15 protein-coding genes are annotated in these 18,289 nt (G+C 40.1%); 9 read left to right on the top strand and 6 right to left on the bottom strand.

Annotated elements, in window-relative coordinates; translation table 11 throughout:
- Positions 1–143: 143 nt before the first annotated feature.
- From MQE36_RS07135 to MQE36_RS07120, 4 genes are all read left to right on the top strand, one after another.
- Positions 144–2,918 (top strand): TonB-dependent receptor, encoded by a 2,775-nt coding sequence (locus MQE36_RS07135; RefSeq protein ID WP_242938476.1) that lies wholly within the window; start codon positions 144–146, stop codon positions 2,916–2,918.
- 132 nt (positions 2,919–3,050) lie between these two features.
- Positions 3,051–4,187 carry a hypothetical protein gene (locus tag MQE36_RS07130; RefSeq protein WP_242938475.1) on the top strand — a complete coding sequence of 379 codons (1,137 nt, stop codon included), beginning with the start codon at positions 3,051–3,053 and terminating at the stop codon, positions 4,185–4,187.
- A 209-nt stretch (positions 4,188–4,396) separates the two neighbouring features.
- Positions 4,397–4,807, top strand: a complete 411-nt coding sequence (locus MQE36_RS07125) for a T9SS type A sorting domain-containing protein (protein ID WP_242938474.1) — start codon at positions 4,397–4,399, stop codon at positions 4,805–4,807.
- 790 nt (positions 4,808–5,597) lie between these two features.
- Positions 5,598–6,575, top strand: a complete 978-nt coding sequence (locus tag MQE36_RS07120; protein WP_242938473.1) for a LuxE/PaaK family acyltransferase — start codon at positions 5,598–5,600, stop codon at positions 6,573–6,575.
- A 253-nt stretch (positions 6,576–6,828) separates the two neighbouring features.
- On the opposite strand, the gene tyrS is transcribed toward MQE36_RS07120, so the two are convergent.
- Entirely contained in the window at positions 6,829–8,124 is a 1,296-nt protein-coding gene (tyrS, locus tag MQE36_RS07115; RefSeq protein ID WP_242938472.1) for a tyrosine--tRNA ligase, read from the bottom strand.
- A gap of 145 nt (positions 8,125–8,269) precedes the next feature.
- On the opposite strand from tyrS, the gene MQE36_RS07110 reads away from it, so the two are divergent.
- Positions 8,270–9,214 (top strand): NAD-dependent epimerase/dehydratase family protein, encoded by a 945-nt coding sequence (locus MQE36_RS07110; protein WP_242938471.1) that lies wholly within the window; start codon positions 8,270–8,272, stop codon positions 9,212–9,214.
- 2 nt (positions 9,215–9,216) lie between these two features.
- Here the strand turns inward: MQE36_RS07110 and MQE36_RS07105 are convergent, their stop codons facing one another.
- Genes MQE36_RS07105 through MQE36_RS07095 form a run of 3 tightly spaced genes read right to left on the bottom strand, consistent with a single transcriptional unit; the run spans position 9,217 to position 11,735 of the window.
- On the bottom strand, positions 9,217–9,651 hold the full coding sequence (locus MQE36_RS07105; RefSeq protein WP_242938470.1) for a DUF4296 domain-containing protein: 435 nt from the start codon (positions 9,649–9,651) through the stop codon (positions 9,217–9,219).
- 4 nt (positions 9,652–9,655) lie between these two features.
- Positions 9,656–10,996 carry a dihydroorotase gene (locus MQE36_RS07100; RefSeq protein ID WP_242938469.1) on the bottom strand — a complete coding sequence of 447 codons (1,341 nt, stop codon included), beginning with the start codon at positions 10,994–10,996 and terminating at the stop codon, positions 9,656–9,658.
- Position 10,997: 1 nt separating this feature from the next.
- Positions 10,998–11,735 (bottom strand): polyprenol monophosphomannose synthase, encoded by a 738-nt coding sequence (locus MQE36_RS07095; protein ID WP_242938468.1) that lies wholly within the window; start codon positions 11,733–11,735, stop codon positions 10,998–11,000.
- Between the two features lie 125 nt (positions 11,736–11,860).
- Between MQE36_RS07095 and MQE36_RS07090 the strand changes: the two genes are divergently transcribed.
- The 3 genes from MQE36_RS07090 to MQE36_RS07080 are packed head-to-tail and all read left to right on the top strand — an operon-like array spanning position 11,861 to position 14,956.
- Positions 11,861–13,534: an ArnT family glycosyltransferase gene (locus MQE36_RS07090; RefSeq protein ID WP_242938467.1), complete on the top strand. Its 1,674-nt coding sequence runs from the start codon at positions 11,861–11,863 to the stop codon at positions 13,532–13,534.
- Between the two features lies 1 nt (position 13,535).
- Positions 13,536–14,189 carry a DUF4271 domain-containing protein gene (locus tag MQE36_RS07085; protein ID WP_242938466.1) on the top strand — a complete coding sequence of 218 codons (654 nt, stop codon included), beginning with the start codon at positions 13,536–13,538 and terminating at the stop codon, positions 14,187–14,189.
- A 17-nt stretch (positions 14,190–14,206) separates the two neighbouring features.
- Positions 14,207–14,956 (top strand): uroporphyrinogen-III synthase, encoded by a 750-nt coding sequence (locus MQE36_RS07080; protein ID WP_242938465.1) that lies wholly within the window; start codon positions 14,207–14,209, stop codon positions 14,954–14,956.
- A 79-nt stretch (positions 14,957–15,035) separates the two neighbouring features.
- Here MQE36_RS07080 and MQE36_RS07075 read toward each other — a convergent pair whose 3' ends face one another.
- Together MQE36_RS07075 and MQE36_RS07070 are read right to left on the bottom strand one after the other, a co-directional pair.
- On the bottom strand, positions 15,036–16,583 hold the full coding sequence (locus MQE36_RS07075; protein ID WP_242938464.1) for a glycine--tRNA ligase: 1,548 nt from the start codon (positions 16,581–16,583) through the stop codon (positions 15,036–15,038).
- 36 nt (positions 16,584–16,619) lie between these two features.
- Positions 16,620–17,537 carry a hypothetical protein gene (locus MQE36_RS07070; RefSeq protein ID WP_242938463.1) on the bottom strand — a complete coding sequence of 306 codons (918 nt, stop codon included), beginning with the start codon at positions 17,535–17,537 and terminating at the stop codon, positions 16,620–16,622.
- A gap of 204 nt (positions 17,538–17,741) precedes the next feature.
- On the opposite strand from MQE36_RS07070, the gene MQE36_RS07065 reads away from it, so the two are divergent.
- On the top strand, positions 17,742–18,278 hold the full coding sequence (locus tag MQE36_RS07065) for a ComF family protein (protein WP_242938462.1): 537 nt from the start codon (positions 17,742–17,744) through the stop codon (positions 18,276–18,278).
- Positions 18,279–18,289: the final 11 nt, after the last annotated feature.

Here is an 18,289-nt window from a genome sequence, read left to right as displayed (position 1 = left end):
ATAATATTATTTAATAAAAGGAGTTAACATTCATTTAATGCAGATAACATAAAACTAACAATGTCGTCACAGAACAATAACATGTGAATAACATCACCTTTACAGTCTCCCTCTTTCTTTGCGGCAGAATTTAAAGTGACGTGATGAGACAATTTTTAGTATTATTATTTTTAATGGTTACAACCCTGTCAACCGCACAAGACAATGCAGGTTCGGTTGTAGGTAAAATTACGGATAAGGAATTAAACAACGATCCCTTACCCTTCGCAAATGTACAGGTAAATGCTACCACGAAAGGAACAACCACCGACATGGACGGTTTGTTCGAGATTGGCGGCTTAACTCCTGGCACATATTCAATAACAATCAGTTTTGTAGGTTATGAAACCATAACCATTCCAAACGTTAAAATTGAAGCCGGTAAAGTTACCGAAATCAATACTGCTCTTGGGGCCGGCAGCGTCAGCCTCGATGAGGTAGTTGTTACGACTACTGTAAGGAGAGAATCTGAAGCAGCCCTGCTATTAGATCAGAAAAGGGCCATTGAAATCAAACAGAGTATCGGAGCCGAAGAACTTTCAAGAAAAGGAGTAAGTGATGTAGCTACGGCTGTAACAAAAACAACAGGTATTTCGAAACAAGAAGGATCAGGAAGCATTTATGTGCGTGGTCTGGGAGACAGGTACAACTCAACAACAATGAACGGATTGCCTTTACCTTCTAACAACCCTTCAAGAAAGAATATCAACCTCGATATTTTCTCAACTGACATCGTAGAATACATAGGCATTTCAAAAACCTTTAGCCACAAAAATTACGGTGACTTTGCAGGAGCAAATATCGACATTGTTTCTAAAAACTATAAAGGTGATGGCTACTTCGAATTTGGAGTTGGGATCGGTGGCAACACCAACGCTATGGAAGTAAATAAATTTTACTTACAAGACGGCCCGAACAAATCAGGTTTTTACAACACAGACTACCCTAACGACCCGCTGTCATCATATAAGTTTAAGAACAGCTGGGGAACCGACACTTACACTCCTGTAGAAAACTCCTTTTCTTTAACAGGTGGCGACTCTTATACATTTGGGGAAGAAAGCCGGTTAAGCTTTTTTGCATCGGCAGCTTTCGACAATAACTATAACTACAAAGAAGGTATCGCAAGAGGGGCTGTCAGCACACAAGGAGTAGCAAGAAAAGACCTTACCTATGAGGCATATCAATATGACACCAACGCTACCCTTTTAGGAAATGTGTTCTACAGGATCAACAACAATAACTCTTTGCAGTTTAATTCGCTTTATATAAACTCTACAGCTCAAAGCCATAATGAGTACGAAGGAGTTATAGACATCTTTGATAATGCCGCCAATGGCGGTGGTTATGTGAGAAGGTCGACATTTGACAGAACCTCATTGTTTGTAAATCAACTTTTAGGAGAAAACAATTTAAGCGAGCAATTTGACCTGAATTGGGGTGTATCATACAACATTGTTGAGAATGTAATTCCTGACAGGATGCAGAACACTTTGGTTCCCATTGATAACAACAACTTTAATGCCGGCTTAACTGTTTCAGATTTAGCTACTTCAGATAACCACAGGTTTTACCAGGATCTGACAGAAGACGAACTGGCTGCAAATCTGGAAGCTTCATACAAGTTTAAAAAGAATGAAGATGGCGATTACCAGGGGAAGCTATCAGCGGGTTATAGCGGTCGTTTCAAAAACGTAGATTTCGAAGCAACACAGTTTAACTTCAGAATTAACAGAGACATCCAGCAACCACAGGTTTTTACTGACAATCTCGATGCATACTTCAATCAGCAAAGCCTTGACGCCGGATACTTCTCTATGGAAACATACAGGGGATCTGCCGGAACTCCGGGAGTATTAGACCCTCAAACATACAATGGATCACAATTAATCCATGCTGCATACGGTGCGGTTGAATATAATTTTTCACCAAAATTCACTGCCATTTTCGGATTACGAGGCGAATACATCTTCCAGGATATCGAATGGGAAACTTCTCTTGACCCTGCCGGTGATGACAGTGATTTTGATCAAATTGAGATTTTACCAAGTGCTTCTTTGAGATATGCACTAAACGATAAACAAAACATACGATTTGCCGGAAGCAAAACATACACCCTACCTCAGTTTAAAGAGAGAGCTCCTTTCCAGTATGAAGAAGTTACCCAGGTTACTTTTGGTAACCCGGACCTATACCCTTCAACAGATTACAATGCAGACATCAAATGGGAATTCTTCCCAAGCAACGACGAACTGGTCTCTGTAACAGGTTTTGGTAAATACATCCAGAATCCTATCAACGAAGTTACCGTTGCTTCAGCTACGAACGACGTATCATATGTTAATACAGGGGAATCTGCTGTCGCTTTGGGAGGTGAATTGGAAATCAGAAAGAACATCTTTAAATTTTCAGACAACGAGCTTAACAATAAACTGTCATTTGGTTTCAACGCATCCTACATGTATACAAATCAGGACTTTGATAGCCAAAAAGTAATCGATGAAACAAACTTAAGCGTTGGATTCACCCATGATGAAGGTACTTTAACAGGAGCCTCAGATTTACTCCTAAATGCTGACATCAGCTATACAAAAGATTTTTCTGAAAATAGAAACATTTTAACAACCCTATCATACAACTATTTTTCAGACAGATTATACGCTATCGGAACAAATAACAGAGGTAACCTGGTAGATAAAGCCGTTGGAACATTAGATTTCATTGTCAAGTCTCAACTCAACAAAAACATTGGTCTGGGATTCAAAGCCAGAAACCTGTTAAACCCTACTGTTAAACGCGTTCAGGAAACTCAGGATGTAACGGTGCTATCGTACAAAAAAGGTATAGACCTGAACCTGTCATTAACATATAGGTTTTAATTACAGTAGCTTAACATACGGCTAAATACGAATGCTTTTAATTAATACTATAGTAATAATATAGTAAGCACCAAGTAAAACAGAAATTATTCATTTGCAAATAATTAAAACAACTAAATTAAATTAAAAAACATGAAAAAATTAGTTTTATCATTAATGGCTGTTTCAGCCTTATTCTTCGCATCATGCAGCTCTTCAGATGATGACAACAACGGAGGAGAGAATGTTGTGATAGATCCAAGCAATTTCAAAGGAGAATTAAAAGATGGTGAATCACTGACTTTAAACCCAAGTGAAACTTACAATTTAACAGGTGCTCTAATCGTCAGAGGAGGCGCAACCCTTACAATCCCTGCCGGAACTAAGATTGCTGCCTCAGGAGGAACCAGCTCGTATATCGCTGTTGCCCAGGATGGTCAGATTTTCGTAAACGGTACTGCAAACGATCCGGTTGTAATGACTTCAGCTAAAGCTACACCTGCTGCGGGAGACTGGGGTGGATTAGTAATCTGCGGAAGAGCTAACACAAACAAAGGTGGTTCTACAGGTCAGACAGCTACCGCAGAAGTATCTGATCTTACTTATGGAGGTACCGTAGATAACGATAACTCAGGTAGCATCAAATACCTAAGAATCGAATATACCGGAGCAAGCTTCAACGGAGACAAAGAATTTAACGGACTTTCTTTATTCGGTGTTGGTTCCGGAACTACAATCGAATACGTACAATCTTTTGAAGGTGGTGATGATGGAATCGAATTCTTTGGTGGTTCAGTGAACGGAAAATATTTAGTTTCTACAAACAGCGGTGATGATTCTATTGATTTCGCTGACGGATGGACTGGAACTGGTGAGTACTGGTACATTACAGGTGGTGCAAAAGCCGGGATAGAAGGTTCTAATAACGGTGATAACGGTGCTGCCACCCCTACAACTACTGCAACTTTAAAAAACATTACCGTAGTTGGCCCTGGATCAGAAGGTGGTATCTATGTAAAAGAAGGTGGTGGAATCTGGACAGTAGAGAATTTCTATATCTCTGATTTCGAAACTGGTATTTATATCAAAAGCGCTGCCGATGATGCTGTTGCCAATGGTCACATCGACAATAACGAGATTACTTTCACTAATGTAGTTTTCAACAATGTAACCAGCGAAACTTCATACGAAGGTACCAATACTGAATTCTATACAGTTGGTACAGGCATGGGTGCTGGAAACGGTGCCGGCGTTCCTGACTGGGCAAATGGTTGGACTAGATTTGAATAAGAAATCTGACAAACAATATCACAAAAACAAAAACCCGGCTCTGGCCGGGTTTTTTATGATAAAAAGTCTAACAATTAAAATATTTCGTATGTAAGGTGTCGGCATACAAAACAAGGTTTTACGATTTTTTTAACTATACACTTTATCGAGTTTATTAACGTGTAAGTTTTTATTTTATTATATTAGTATGCCCCAAAATTTAATCGCATATGAAAAAACTTTACACGTTTCTCATTTTTTGCATGTTTTCATTTATAAGTTACAGTCTGAACGTAGCTCATAATGATATGAATGCCACTTGTGCCCAAAAACAGATGTCTCCTTTATACGCTCATTCTCCATCCGATATTCCCGATATCCTTAAACCAAATTCAGGAGTTGCAAATGAAATAGACGGCTTTAAACTTTATCCAAATCCGGTAAAGAACGGCAAAGTATATATCTCTTCTGACAAAAACCTGCCCAAACAAATAACTATTTACGACGTATTGGGCAAAGTTGTAATGAAAGAAAAACTCAACACGAAAGCGCTGAATGTAAGTGACCTCAATAAAGGGGTCTACATCCTGAAAGTCGTAGAAGACGACAGAGCCACCACAAGAAAGCTTGTTGTTGAATAATAATTTTCTGTCCGGGGTTCAAATAGAAATTGCCCAAAGCTAAATAATGCAGGGAACCCGTCGCTGAACACGGTTTACTCATTATTGCAAATCATACCCGGTGCTGTGTCCAGACTGTTATTACAACCTGCCAACAAAAGAAGACCCCCTGTATTTATCAACTGTGCTTTGGTTTTTAAACTCACAAAAGGTGCATTCGACAGCCCGTGAACATATGGACATCCATAAAAATACAACATCGGGAATCTAAATAAGAAAAAACGCTTCAGAATAAACATCAAAAAGTCCGTAGAAAGTCCGTAGAAACTCCGCTCAAGTTTGTTCAAAGTCCGTTCACCCTATACAGATACCCCATACACTCTTCCTCTATTCCCTATACATACTACCACCTGTCTGTTGACCTACCCCTTATTTTCTCCATTTACAACCACATCCCAACATCTACCTGCCAAATACGAACCTCGCAAACAGGGATTAACACCTTACAGAGTCAAGGCGATAAAACCCGTATAATTTAAAAATCAGAAAGCAAACAACCTCGGAGCAAGCCCTGTGAAATTCCGTCAGGACTATTTCACAAGGGCAAGCGTCGGAGTATTTAAATCTCGATGATCGAATAACAACAGCAGCCGCCTCAGGCAAACCAATGCCCAACCACCTCAGAACAAGTTCACAAGACAGCCGTCAGCATAAATTTGGTCCGGAAAATTAAAAGGAAAGCACAGGGCTTGCACCCCTTATTACCAATAATAACCACAAACACCCTATATTTGTCCAGTAAACCTTTCACATGGATAGCAACGCTATTTTTAACATACGAACAGCCGAAGAATTTAAAAGAGTAGCACTCGATGTGTTCTCTTTCCAATATCAAAAGAACAAAACATACAGAACGTTCTGCGACCTGCTGAACACCAACCCCGAAAAAGTAAAGACAATCCGGCAAATCCCGTTTTTACCTATCGGTTTCTTTAAATCACATAAAATAACGGTCACCCTAGACCATACAGACATCATATTTACAAGCAGCGGCACAACCGGAAGCTCTACCAGCAAACACTACGTCAGCGACCTTTCCATATACGAACAGAGTTATCTGGAAGCATTCGAACACTTCTATGGAAACATAAAAGACTATGCTGTTCTTGCCTTGCTCCCGGCCTATCTCGAACGAAAAGGCTCGTCGCTCATATACATGGCCAACGACCTGATTAAACAATCCGAAAACAAACACAGTGGCTTCTACTTAAACGACCTCCATAGCCTAAAAGAAAAAATAGATCTTCTGGAAAAAGAAAACAAGAAGATATTACTCCTGGGAGTTTCATTTGCCCTTTTAGATCTTGTTGAAAATTATCAGCTAAAACTTAAAAACACCCTGATAATGGAAACCGGAGGCATGAAAGGAAGAAGAAAAGAACTGATCCGTACCGAACTCCACCAAATACTGTCAGAGGGATTTGGCGTCCCTGAAATACATTCCGAATACGGCATGACCGAATTACTCTCTCAGGCATACTCAAAAGGAAATGGCATATTTGAATGCCCCCCGTGGATGAAAATAGTTACAAGAGACACTGACGACCCTTTAACCCTTCAGGAATTCGGAAAAACAGGCGGAGTAAACGTAATCGACCTGGCCAATATAAACTCCTGCTCCTTTATCGCTACCCAGGATCTCGGAAAAGTATATCCCGACGGCAGTTTTGAAATCATCGGAAGGTTCGATAATTCTGATATCAGGGGCTGTAACCTCATGGTTTTATAAAAAAGATGCTTTCTAAAAAGAAGATTTTTTAACACCTATGTCAGACGAAACATGGTCGACACCTGTTTAAGTCCGGCAATTTCCCAATAGCCGTGTCGGGCCGAATCTGACTAAAATACACTTATTATCAGCAACTTATCAATTTTCACATCAGATTGAGCGCAGTCGAAACCTATTTTGTTTCAGCAAGCTTTTAGCTCCCGACTGCCCCCCGAACTGACAATGATTTTATCTTTTAACAACCTTCTTGCAATCAGCTAACCACCAATACAAAGTAATTTTTCTTACCGCGTTGCAAAAGCACAAACTTATTGTTTATAAGATCTTCAGAAGTAATACTATAATCCTCCTGCACCTTATTTTTATTCACCGAAATAGAATTTTGCTTCAACTCTCTTCTGGCATCACCATTCGATTTCAAAAACCCTGTTTTAGCAGATAATGCACCTATCATATCCAGTCCCCCTTCTATATCAGACATAGAAACCTCGGCTTGTGGCACCCCCTCAAAAACATCCAGAAAAGTTTTCTCATCAAGCGACTTTAATTCTTCCGAAGTAGACTTTCCAAACAAAATATTGGAAGCTTTGATTGCATTCTCAAGATTTTCTTCCCCATGAACCATTTTGGTAATCTCTTCCGCCAGGGTCTTTTGCAATGCTCTTAAATGCGGAGCCTCCTGATGCTCTGCCACCAGACTTTCAATCGTTTCTCTGCTTAAGAAGGTAAATATCTTAATATACTTTTCCGCATCCTCATCGCTGGTATTTAACCAATATTGATAAAACTTATAAGGAGACGTACGATCGGCATCCAGCCATATATTCCCCCCCTCGGTTTTACCGAACTTGGTTCCGTCGGCTTTTGTAATAAGCGAACAGGTAAGTGCATAAGCCTTTCCTCCTTCCACCCTTCTGATAAGCTCAGTACCGGTGGTAATATTCCCCCACTGATCGCTGCCACCCATCTGAAGTGTGCAGCCATTAGCCCGATACAGGTGAAGGAAATCGTACCCTTGCACCAATTGATATGTAAATTCCGTAAAGCTCATCCCTTCGGAAGATTCAGAAGACAAACGCTTTTTTACAGAATCTTTGGCCATCATATAATTTACCGTAATATGCTTTCCTACATCACGGATGAATTCAAGAAACGAAAATTGCTTCATCCAGTCATAATTATTAACCAATACGGCAGCATTCGCTCCATCAGAGTCAAAATCTAAAAATCGCTTCAATTGCCCCTTAATTGCATTCTGATTATGAAGCAGGTCGTCTTCAGTTAAAAGATTACGTTCTTTAGACTTTCCCGACGGATCTCCGATCATTCCTGTAGCTCCACCAACCAAAGCATAAGGTTTATGTCCGCATGCCTGAAAATGCTTCAGCATCATAACGCCGACTAAATGTCCTATATGCAAAGAATCCGCAGTAGGGTCTATCCCTACATAAGCAGCACGCATTTCTTCCAAAAGGTGTTCTTCTGTTCCGGGCATAACATCATGGATCATACCCCTCCAACGCAATTCTTCAATAAAATTCTTGGCCATTTCTTTCATTTTTACGGTAAAAACAGCTGCAAAGATACAAATGATGTTACAAGTACGAAATCGGAAACTGAAAGATAATTCGATTAATACCCTTATGAGCACGACAAGCATTGGCTCATTCACAAATTAGCATTATTTTAGCACCATGATACTAGTAACAGGTGCAACAGGTTTAGTTGGGTCCCACACAGTTTTGGAACTTCTGAGAAGAGGAGAAAAAGTACGTGCCATTTATAGAAATGAAGACAAAAAACTACTTACCAAAAAGGTCTTCGAAATAGATCATGCCACCGATCTGTTCAATAAGATAGAATGGTTCAAGTCCGATATTACCGATCTGCCCCTTCTGGAACCGGCTTTTGAGAACATTGACACAGTATATCATTGTGCCTCCTATATCAGTTTTAACCCATCCGACAGGCGTAAATTAAAAAAGAATAATATCGAAGGCACTGCTAATATTGTAAACTTATGCATCCATTACGGGGTGGAAAAACTTTGTTACGTAAGCAGTATTGCCACCCTGGGCAAAAGAGTGGACAATCTACCCATAACAGAAACAGACCATTGGAATCCGGAAGCCCCCAACAACGTATATGCCGTAAGCAAATACCGCTCGGAAATGGAGGTTTGGAGAGGCACACAAGAAGGTTTAGCCGTTATAATTGTAAATCCGGGCGTCGTATTAGGCCCTGAAGTTTTTGAAAGCGGCAGCGGTACTTTTTACAAAACCCTTAGAAAAGGTCTTCCGTTTTATCCGCAGGGAGGTACCGGTTTTATTCAGGTCTCCGATGTTGCCGTTCAGATGATCTCCCTCATGAAATCGGACATTAAGAACGAACGGTTTATCCTGGTTTCCGAAAATACTACCTACAAGGAAATTATAGAACGCATTGCAAAGAAAATTAATGTAGCTGCCCCGAAAAAACCGTTAAAAAACTGGCTTTTGCAACTGCTATGGAGATTAGACTGGTTAAAATCTTTATTTGGCGGCAAACGAAAGCTAACCCGGAATACCGCCAGGTCCTTGAACTCAAAAACCCGTTATTCAACCGAAAAAATCACTTCCGCCCTGGAGGCCATTCAATAATATTATTCGGGCACCTCTTCAGGTACCACACTGTCTCTTTTCTTACCATTAAATTCCTTTTTCATTGATTCCTCACGCTTAACTCTCATCAGGCTGTCAGCAAGTTTCTTTTCCTCTTTTAAGCGCTCTTCCACGGCTTTAAAGATCCTGAGGTGTATGTTAGGTTTAGAAGCGTAGTAAACACTGCTTTTAGCCAACTGCAAACTATCTATTTGATATTTTTCATAAAGAAACTCCTCAGGCTGTATACGATGATCCCTTAAAACTCCTGCATTCGACGAACGGGCAGCATTCAGTACAGCGATATCGTAAAAAATATCGACCATCTGCTCTTCCTCTATAAGGTTCCCGGGTTTTTCAACCATATGGGTCTCGCATGAAACCAGTAGTATAAAAAACAGCATCCCTCCTATCCATTTCTTTCCAAATTCCATCATGTTCCTAATCTCTGTTAAATGTAAGTCTTTTAGCATTCCTTTCTTCCGACACAACCCCGTTCTTATATGCCAGATGCCCATTTACAAATGTATGGGTAACCTTCGATTTAAAAGTAGTTCCTTCAAACGGAGACCAGCCACACTTATACAAGATATTCTCTTTGGTTACCTGCCACCCGTCATTAAGGTCAACCAGTACCAGATCTGCATAATACCCTTCACGAACGAACCCTCTCTCCTTCACCTGAAATAATTTTGCCGGATTGTGACACATTTTCTCCACGATCTTTTCCAGACCAATACGCCCCTGGTGGAATTTCTCCAGCATGGCAGGCAACACATGCTGAACAAGCGGGCCGCCCGATGGAGCCTTCGTATACACCTGCTGTTTTTCTTCTAAGGTATGCGGTGCGTGGTCTGTAGCAATAACATCAATCCTGTCATCTAATAACGCCTTCCACAACTCCTCCCTGTCACCGGCAGTTTTTACCGCAGGATTCCACTTTATCAGGGTTCCCTTTTCTTTATAATCCTCATCAGAAAACCACAGATGGTGTACACAGACCTCTGCCGTGATCTTCTTTTCTTCCAGAGGAATATCATTTACAAACTGGTGTGTTTCCTTTCCGGTAGAAAGATGGAATATATGCAATCGGGCACCTGTTTTTTTAGCTAAGGCTATTGCCTTTGAAGAAGACACAAAGCAGGCTTCTTCACTTCTGATCACCGGATGGTATTGAATCGGAATGTCATCGCCGTAGATCCCTGTATAATGTTCCAGGTTTTTTCTGATTGTTGCTTCATCTTCACAATGCGTACATATCACCATATCCGTATTCGAAAAGATGGTCTCGATCACCTGCTCGTTATCGACCAGCATGTTTCCTGTAGAAGAACCCAGAAACAGCTTAACGGCAGCAGTCGATTTATTATCCAGGCGTTTAAGCTCCTCCAGGTTATCATTCGTACCGCCAAACATAAACGAATAGTTAGCATAAGAACTGCCGGCCGCTATACTAAACTTCTCTTCCAGCTTTTCGATGGTTGTCGTCTGCGGATTCGTGTTAGGCTGTTCCATAAAAGTGGTTACGCCCCCGGCAACAGCAGCCCTGCTCTCGGTGGCTATATTCGCTTTATGGGTAAGTCCCGGTTCGCGGAAATGCACCTGGTCATCGATAACCCCTGGCATCAGAAATGCACCTGACGCATCTATAACGACAGCCTCCGGGACACTTATACTTGTATCAATCCTGGCAATACGCTCACCGTCTATTAACACATCCAGTTCCCTGATCTGACCTTCATTTACAACTTTTGCATTTTTTATAAGTGTTTGCTGCCCCATATTAGTTAAATTTTTCTTTCCTGAATAAACTATTAAACTTCATTTTTAAAACACCCCATATGGCCTCATGGATGATCTTTCCGCTCATTTTCGAGGTTCCCCGCAACCTATCGGTAAAAACGATTGGTACTTCAACCAATTTGAACTTCTCCAGATGCGCTTTAAACTTCATCTCTATCTGGAAAGCATAGCCGACAAACTGAATTTTATCCAGATCCAGACGTTCTATCACACTCCTTTTATAACAGACAAAACCGGCTGTAGGATCATTAACACGCATTCCGGTAATCAGTTTCACGTAAAAAGAAGCCCCATAACTGAGTATGATCCTTCCCATTGGCCAGTTGACTACATTTACCCCTTTTATATATCTCGATCCGATTGCCAGGTCTGCCCCATTGTTTACACAGGCATCCAACAATCTTGGGAGGTCTTTGGGATTGTGCGAAAAATCGGCATCCATCTCAAAAATATAATCATAACCATTTTTAAGAGCCCACTTAAAACCATGTATGTATGCCGTGCCCAAACCTGTTTTCTCCTGACGCACTTCTAAAAACAGTTCGTCTTTATATTGTTGTTGAAGCTCTCTGACTTTGGCTGCTGTACCATCAGGCGAATTATCATCAACGATCAGAACATGATACCCCTGCTTTAGGTCGAATACCGCCTTTATAATTGCTCCAATATTCTCTATTTCGTTGTAGGTCGGAATAATGACCACACTTTTTGAATTCATCTATATACACTTAATGGATGCAAAAATAGCATAATTATAAAGATCGGTTTAGTTATTCATTATTAATCGGCTCTTACAGAGAAGAAAGTCAAATAATAACTATTTTTGTCCCAAACTAAACTTGAATGCAACAAACAAAAAAGTCTGACCAGACCATCCTGATCTTTTTATCGGCACTGACAGGTCTCAATCTTTTACAAAGCTATGTTACCGAGCTGATTTTTGATGAAGCATACTACTGGTATTTTGCAAAAGACCTGGCCTGGGGTTATTTTGACCACCCGCCGGCCGTAGCCTTTTTTGTTAAATTGGGATCATTATTGTTTAACGGAGAATTAGGCGTTCGCTTTTTTGCTCCTTTTTTGTTTTCAGGCGCCATCTTTTTAATCTGGAAACTGATAGATTCGCCCAAAAAACATGAGCATACCCTCCTTTTTTGTTTACTATCAGGTTCAGTCGCTTTATTGAACGCCTATGGCTTCTTTATGCTTCCGGATACTCCTTTGATCTTCTTTTCAACCTTATTCTTATTCTCCTACAAGAATTTCTTAAACAAGAAAAACACGAAGAACATCCTCATGATGGCTTTAAGCATGTCGTTGATGATGTACAGCAAGTATCACGCCTTCTTATTAATTGCTTTCGTTTTTCTTGCTAACATCAGCTTACTTTTAAATGTAAACTTCTGGAAAGCAGTCGGTTTGTCACTGGTATTTTACGCCCCCCATTTATGGTGGTTGTCAGCAAATGACTTTGCACCATTGCGATATCACTTCTTCGACAGGGCAGACAGTTATTACAAAATTACCTATACAACAGAATATCTGCTCGGATTGATCGGCATTATGGGTTTTGCTTTTCCCTGGATCTATTATTCCATTATCAAAACAACAAACAGGAACAGCTTTGACAGAAGTCTGAAATTTGCTGTCTGGGGGATTATTATTTTCTTTTTATTCTCTTCTTTTAACAGGCGAACCCAGGCCCAGTGGCCCATGCTCATCGCCATCCCGCTGATAATTTTCACCTTTCGGTACGCCTTAAACCATAAAAAGTTCAGAAAAGGTCTGGCGATTGCCTCTTCCGTATCGCTTGCCGTTGTCTGCTTTTTAAGGCTGGCCATGATCGAACCCGCTTTAGTTCCATTCAGCTATGAAACACATGGAAATAAAAAATGGACAGCTGAACTTAAAGAAAAATCCAAAGGCCTGCCTGTTGTATTTTCCAACTCATACAGAAATGCAAGTATGTACAGCTTCTATACCGGCGTTGATGCCTTTTCTTTAAACGACCTTCAATTCAGGCTCAACCAATACGATCTGGACACTTCAGAACTGAGGTTCCAGCACAAAAAAGTAGCACTCATGATCAATCCGGAAGAAACACCCCCCTCTTTCATGGTCAGACAAGCCTTTAAAGAACGTAAAATCAGCGGAATATTCGTTAATGACTTCTCTTCGTGGAGAAAGGTTAAAATTAAGACTACAGCAGCAAATATCGATGCTTTTTTAAAACCCCAAAACATCACCCTCCAAAACCCCTATAATGAAGACATCGACCTTCATCAGTTAAAAATGTACGGCATCAGGCTCGATCGGAAAAAAAGGATTTTAGACACCCTAAACATAACAATGCATCACAGCAAGATGTCTGCCATAACAGCAAACTCTTCTCTAGACCTCAAGGTTTCTATTGCTGACAGCCTGCCCGAAAATTCGGATGCCGAATTTTTCAGATTGGCCATTTCGGAAAACGATTTACCCTGTGGGTTTCAGGGTGACATTATCCCGGTTCGCTAAAATGGAAAGTGTTTTAAGACATATAACCGATCTCACCACAGAAAGCTTTTTACTTATCGGATGTCTTGTTCTGATGACCCTGGCCAGGCTCACGGATGAAGCAAGGTTCCCTATGTTTATAAATATCTTTTTCTCTGAAAAATATTTTAAACTCTACGGCAAAGAGAAGAATGCAACCCTTCATTGGTTTAATATCCTCCTGTTGCTCGTTCAGGTGATTACTCTCGGATTTCTGCTTAAACTGTCCATAAACTATTTTCAATTACCCGTAAACACCAATATCCTTACCCTTACGGCTTTTATTTTATTAATCATTTTATTTAAGTTCTATCTGGAAAAAACCATCGCCAATATTTTTGACATCAACGCTATGGTTGAAAGTTATCATTTTGAGAAACTGAGCTTCCTGAACCTTAACTGCCTGCTCTGCCTTCCTTTAATTACAATACTGACTTACAACAATTTAAGTAACGGATTTTTGTTATTCTCAACAATTTCACTATTTATATTACTAAATGTTATTTCTTTTATTTTAATATTAAAAAATCATCAAAAGATTATTCGTCTTAACTTGTTTTATTTTATTTTGTATCTTTGCGCGCTAGAAATAGCTCCCTTTTTAATACTTGGAAAAGTATTATCAGGAAGCATCTAAAAACTATAAGGTAAACTATGAAAGTTAAAACAATTTTGGTTTCTCAGCCTGAGCCCAAAGTAGAAAACTCACCTTATTCCCAGTTGGTTGAAAAGCAAAAGGTGAAAATAGATTTCAGACCTTTTATTCATGTTGAGGGAGTTAATGCTAAAGATGTAAGACAACAAAAAATCGATCTGTCCCAGTTTACCGCAATTATCTTCACGAGTAGAAATGCTGTTGATCATTTTTTCAGAATCGCAGAAGAAATGAGACACAAAGTTCCGGATTCGATGAAGTATTTCTGTCAATCGGAAGCGGTAGCGTATTACCTCCAGAAATACGTTGTATACAGAAAAAGGAAAATCTATGTCGGCAAGAGAAACTTTCCGGATCTTGCGCCATTGATTAAGAAATATAAAGACGAGAAGTTTCTTCTTCCGTCATCTGACGTACTTAAACCTGTTGTTCCGGAAACACTTGATGAATTAAAAATAAACTGGAAACGGGCAATTCTATATAAAACCGTAGTAAGCGACCTGTCGGATCTAAAAGATGTTTATTACGACATTTTAGCATTCTACAGTCCTTCTGGTATTGAATCGCTGTTTAAGAACTTCCCCGATTTTAAACAAAACCAGACCCGCATTGCTGTTTTTGGCAACACTACTCAGAAAGCAGCTGAAGAACACGGGTTAAGGATCGACATCATGGCTCCCACACCTGATACGCCGTCAATGACAATGGCTCTGGAAAAATATATCGTAGAAGTCAACAAAGGAAAATAGATCAACCCTGTTGTATCCAAACAAAAAAGCCCTTGAAATCAATCAAGGGCTTTTTGTTTACCAGCAGTAACCTTTCCGGTTACAAACCTATTTTCTTTAACCAGTTACGGACATCCACCTCTTCCTTTATGATCGCCCCCAGCTCGTTTATGGCAACCCGCTTCTGCTCCATAGTATCGCGATGACGGATAGTCACCGTATTGTCTTCTTTGGTTTGGTGATCTACCGTTATACAAAACGGTGTACCCACAGCATCCTGTCTTCTGTAACGTCTGCCAACAGCATCCTTTTCATCATAAGCCACCATAAAGTCCCATTGCAGATCACCGACAATCTTGCGGGCTATCTCCGGCAAGCCGTCTTTTTTAACCAATGGCAGCACAGCAGCTTTTGTCGGCGCTAAAACAGCCGGGATTCTCAATACCGTTCTTGTCGTATCATTCTCCAGAGTCTCTTCCTGGAGGGCTTTGGAGAAAACAGCCAGGAACATCCTGTCTAAACCAATGGAGGTCTCCAATACATAAGGTACATAACTCTTATTCTCTTCCGGGTCAAAATATTGCAACTTCTTTCCTGAAAATTTCTCGTGACTTCCAAGGTCAAAATCCGTTCTTGAATGGATTCCCTCAAGTTCTTTGAACCCGAAAGGAAATTTAAATTCTATATCGGCTGCTGCATCAGCATAATGAGCCAGCTTTTCATGATCGTGGAATCGATAGTTATCCTCTCCAAGCCCCAGCGAAAGGTGCCACTTAAGACGTGCTTCTTTCCAGTGTTCATACCACTCCTTCTGCGTTCCCGGTTTTATAAAGAACTGCATCTCCATTTGTTCAAATTCTCTCATTCGGAAAATAAACTGACGTGCAACGATCTCATTCCTGAAAGCTTTTCCGGTTTGTGCTATTCCAAACGGGATTTTCATTCGGCCCGTTTTTTGAACATTGGTAAAATTGGCAAAAATACCTTGTGCCGTTTCCGGTCTTAAGTACAAATCCATCGCACTGTCGGCAGAAGCTCCCAGTTTAGTTCCGAACATTAAGTTAAATTGCTTTACGTCGGTCCAGTTCTTACTTCCTGTTTCAGGGTCAGCGATACCGAGTTCCTCAATCAGGGCCTTAACATCTGCTAAATCTTCTTTTTCCAAAGAAGATGCCATCCTTTTAATTATTTCTCCGCCTTTTTCTTTATACCCAAGCACCCTGGGGTTAGTCGCTAAAAACTGCTCCTTATCAAAAGCATCGCCAAAACGCTTTTCAGCTTTGGCCACTTCTTTATCAATCTTGGCCTCTATCTTAGCAACGTAATCCTCGATCAGTACATCAGCCCTGTAGCGCTTTTTTGAATCTTTATTATCGATAAGCGGATCATTGAATGCATCGACGTGGCCCGAAGCTTTCCATGTGGTAGGATGCATAAATATGGCAGCATCTATCCCCACAATGTTATCATTCATCTGGACCATGGCTTTCCACCAATAATCCCTGATATTCTTTTTAAGCTCTACACCATTCTGTCCGTAATCGTATACAGCGCTTAATCCGTCGTAAATTTCGCTAGAAGGGAATACATATCCGTATTCTTTTGCATGAGATATAACCTTCTTAAAATGTTCATCTTGATTTGCCATGCAACAAAAATAGCCTTTTGTATGTAGATTGCAAGGCTATTTTAACTCGAAATCAGAACTTGCCAGTAAATAAGCTTCGTGAAATACATTCACCATATAATCGCCGGCATTTTCAAGCCTGTTCACCACTATAAAATCACACACGCTCAAAGGGGAGTTTTCAAAAGGGACAACAATCTTTTTACTGTATATAATTTCCTTTCCGTTAAAATCTACCGCTTGGCTATCTCCGAGAATCATACCGTCAGGATCTGTAAACTGCACATAAAAAACCTGCTCTCCCTCCTGCAACAATGTATTCGGAAGTACCACAAAGCAAACTCTCAACCTGTCTGTCTTAGACACCCTGTTCGTAAGCAACATCCTGCCATTGGTTCTTTCTTTATAAGCAGACGCATTCAGGTTTGCTATTTTTATCGGAGATTTATTTAATTCTCTTGAAAGTTCTATGTTCTCATTGATAAGGGAATCTGAAAAATCAGATAACCTTTCATTAGACTTCTTAAGTGTATTAGAATATCGTGTAAGTTCAACCAATCTCAGCTTTGTACTGTCTATTTCCTTTGTCAGTAAAATATTCTCACGTCTTACCGAGTCCAGCTTTCTGTGCAAAATTCTGTTCTCACTCCTCAACATCAGCAACTCCCTTCTGTACTTATGCAGTAAATTATAATCTACCTCCAGTATTCTAATCGAATCTATCAATAATGAAATACGCTTTTTATTATTGATGATCACTTCGTGATTTACATCATTTTCATCTGAAAGATTGCTAAGGTCGGCCTGTATCTGTTCCAGGTCCTGAATGATCATTGATTTCTCGTTCTGAAGAAAAGACACCTTCTCCTCACTTTCCATATAGTTGTAATACGAAAAGCCCGTGAGCACAATAATACATACAAACAAAGCTATCAGTATAGCCTTCTGCCCCAGTTGTTTATTTTGAACACTCATTAATATTGGTTAGATTTGAGATAACAACCAAATCAAACTAAATTGATTACTGCGTTAAAGATACTAAATGATATTCAAAGTTTATTCTTTCCCGAAATTTGCTTTGGTTGCAGCAATATACTAAATACTAACGAACAAACCATCTGCACTCAATGCAGACACAGCTTACCCTTATCAGATTCCATCCGGAATACACCCAACGACGTGTTAAAAGTTTTTTACGGAAGGATCAGGCCTCAACATGCATGCGCACTATTACAATTTCATAAAAAGGGGATTGTCCAGCAACTCATCCATCACTTGAAATACAGAAGGCAAGAGCAAATCGGAGAATTTCTGGGAGCCTGGATGGGAAGCGAGTTAAAAACCATACACAACTACCAAACCATTGACTATGTTATTCCGGTCCCACTCCATCCGAAAAAACTCAAAAAAAGAGGATACAATCAGGTGAACAGATTTGCCCAAACAATTGCCAAAGCAATTCATGCAGAATTCCGGAACGACATCCTTTTAAAAACAAATCATTCCACAACCCAGACTATAAAGAACCGGCTAAAAAGATGGCAGGATCTCGAAACAACCTACAAGGTCGTTAATCCTGAAATCCTGAACAGGAAACACCTTTTAATTGCAGACGACATTATTACCACCGGGGCTACCATTGAAGCTTGTGTAAAAGAATTGCAACACCATGCCGATTGCAGCATCAGCATAGCCTCAATGGCAATTACCATTTAAATTTATCGTTA

The organism is Zhouia spongiae (genome assembly GCF_022760175.1).
Lineage (GTDB): Bacteria > Bacteroidota > Bacteroidia > Flavobacteriales > Flavobacteriaceae > Zhouia > Zhouia spongiae.
This window is presented reverse-complemented; position numbering and strand designations above follow the sequence as displayed.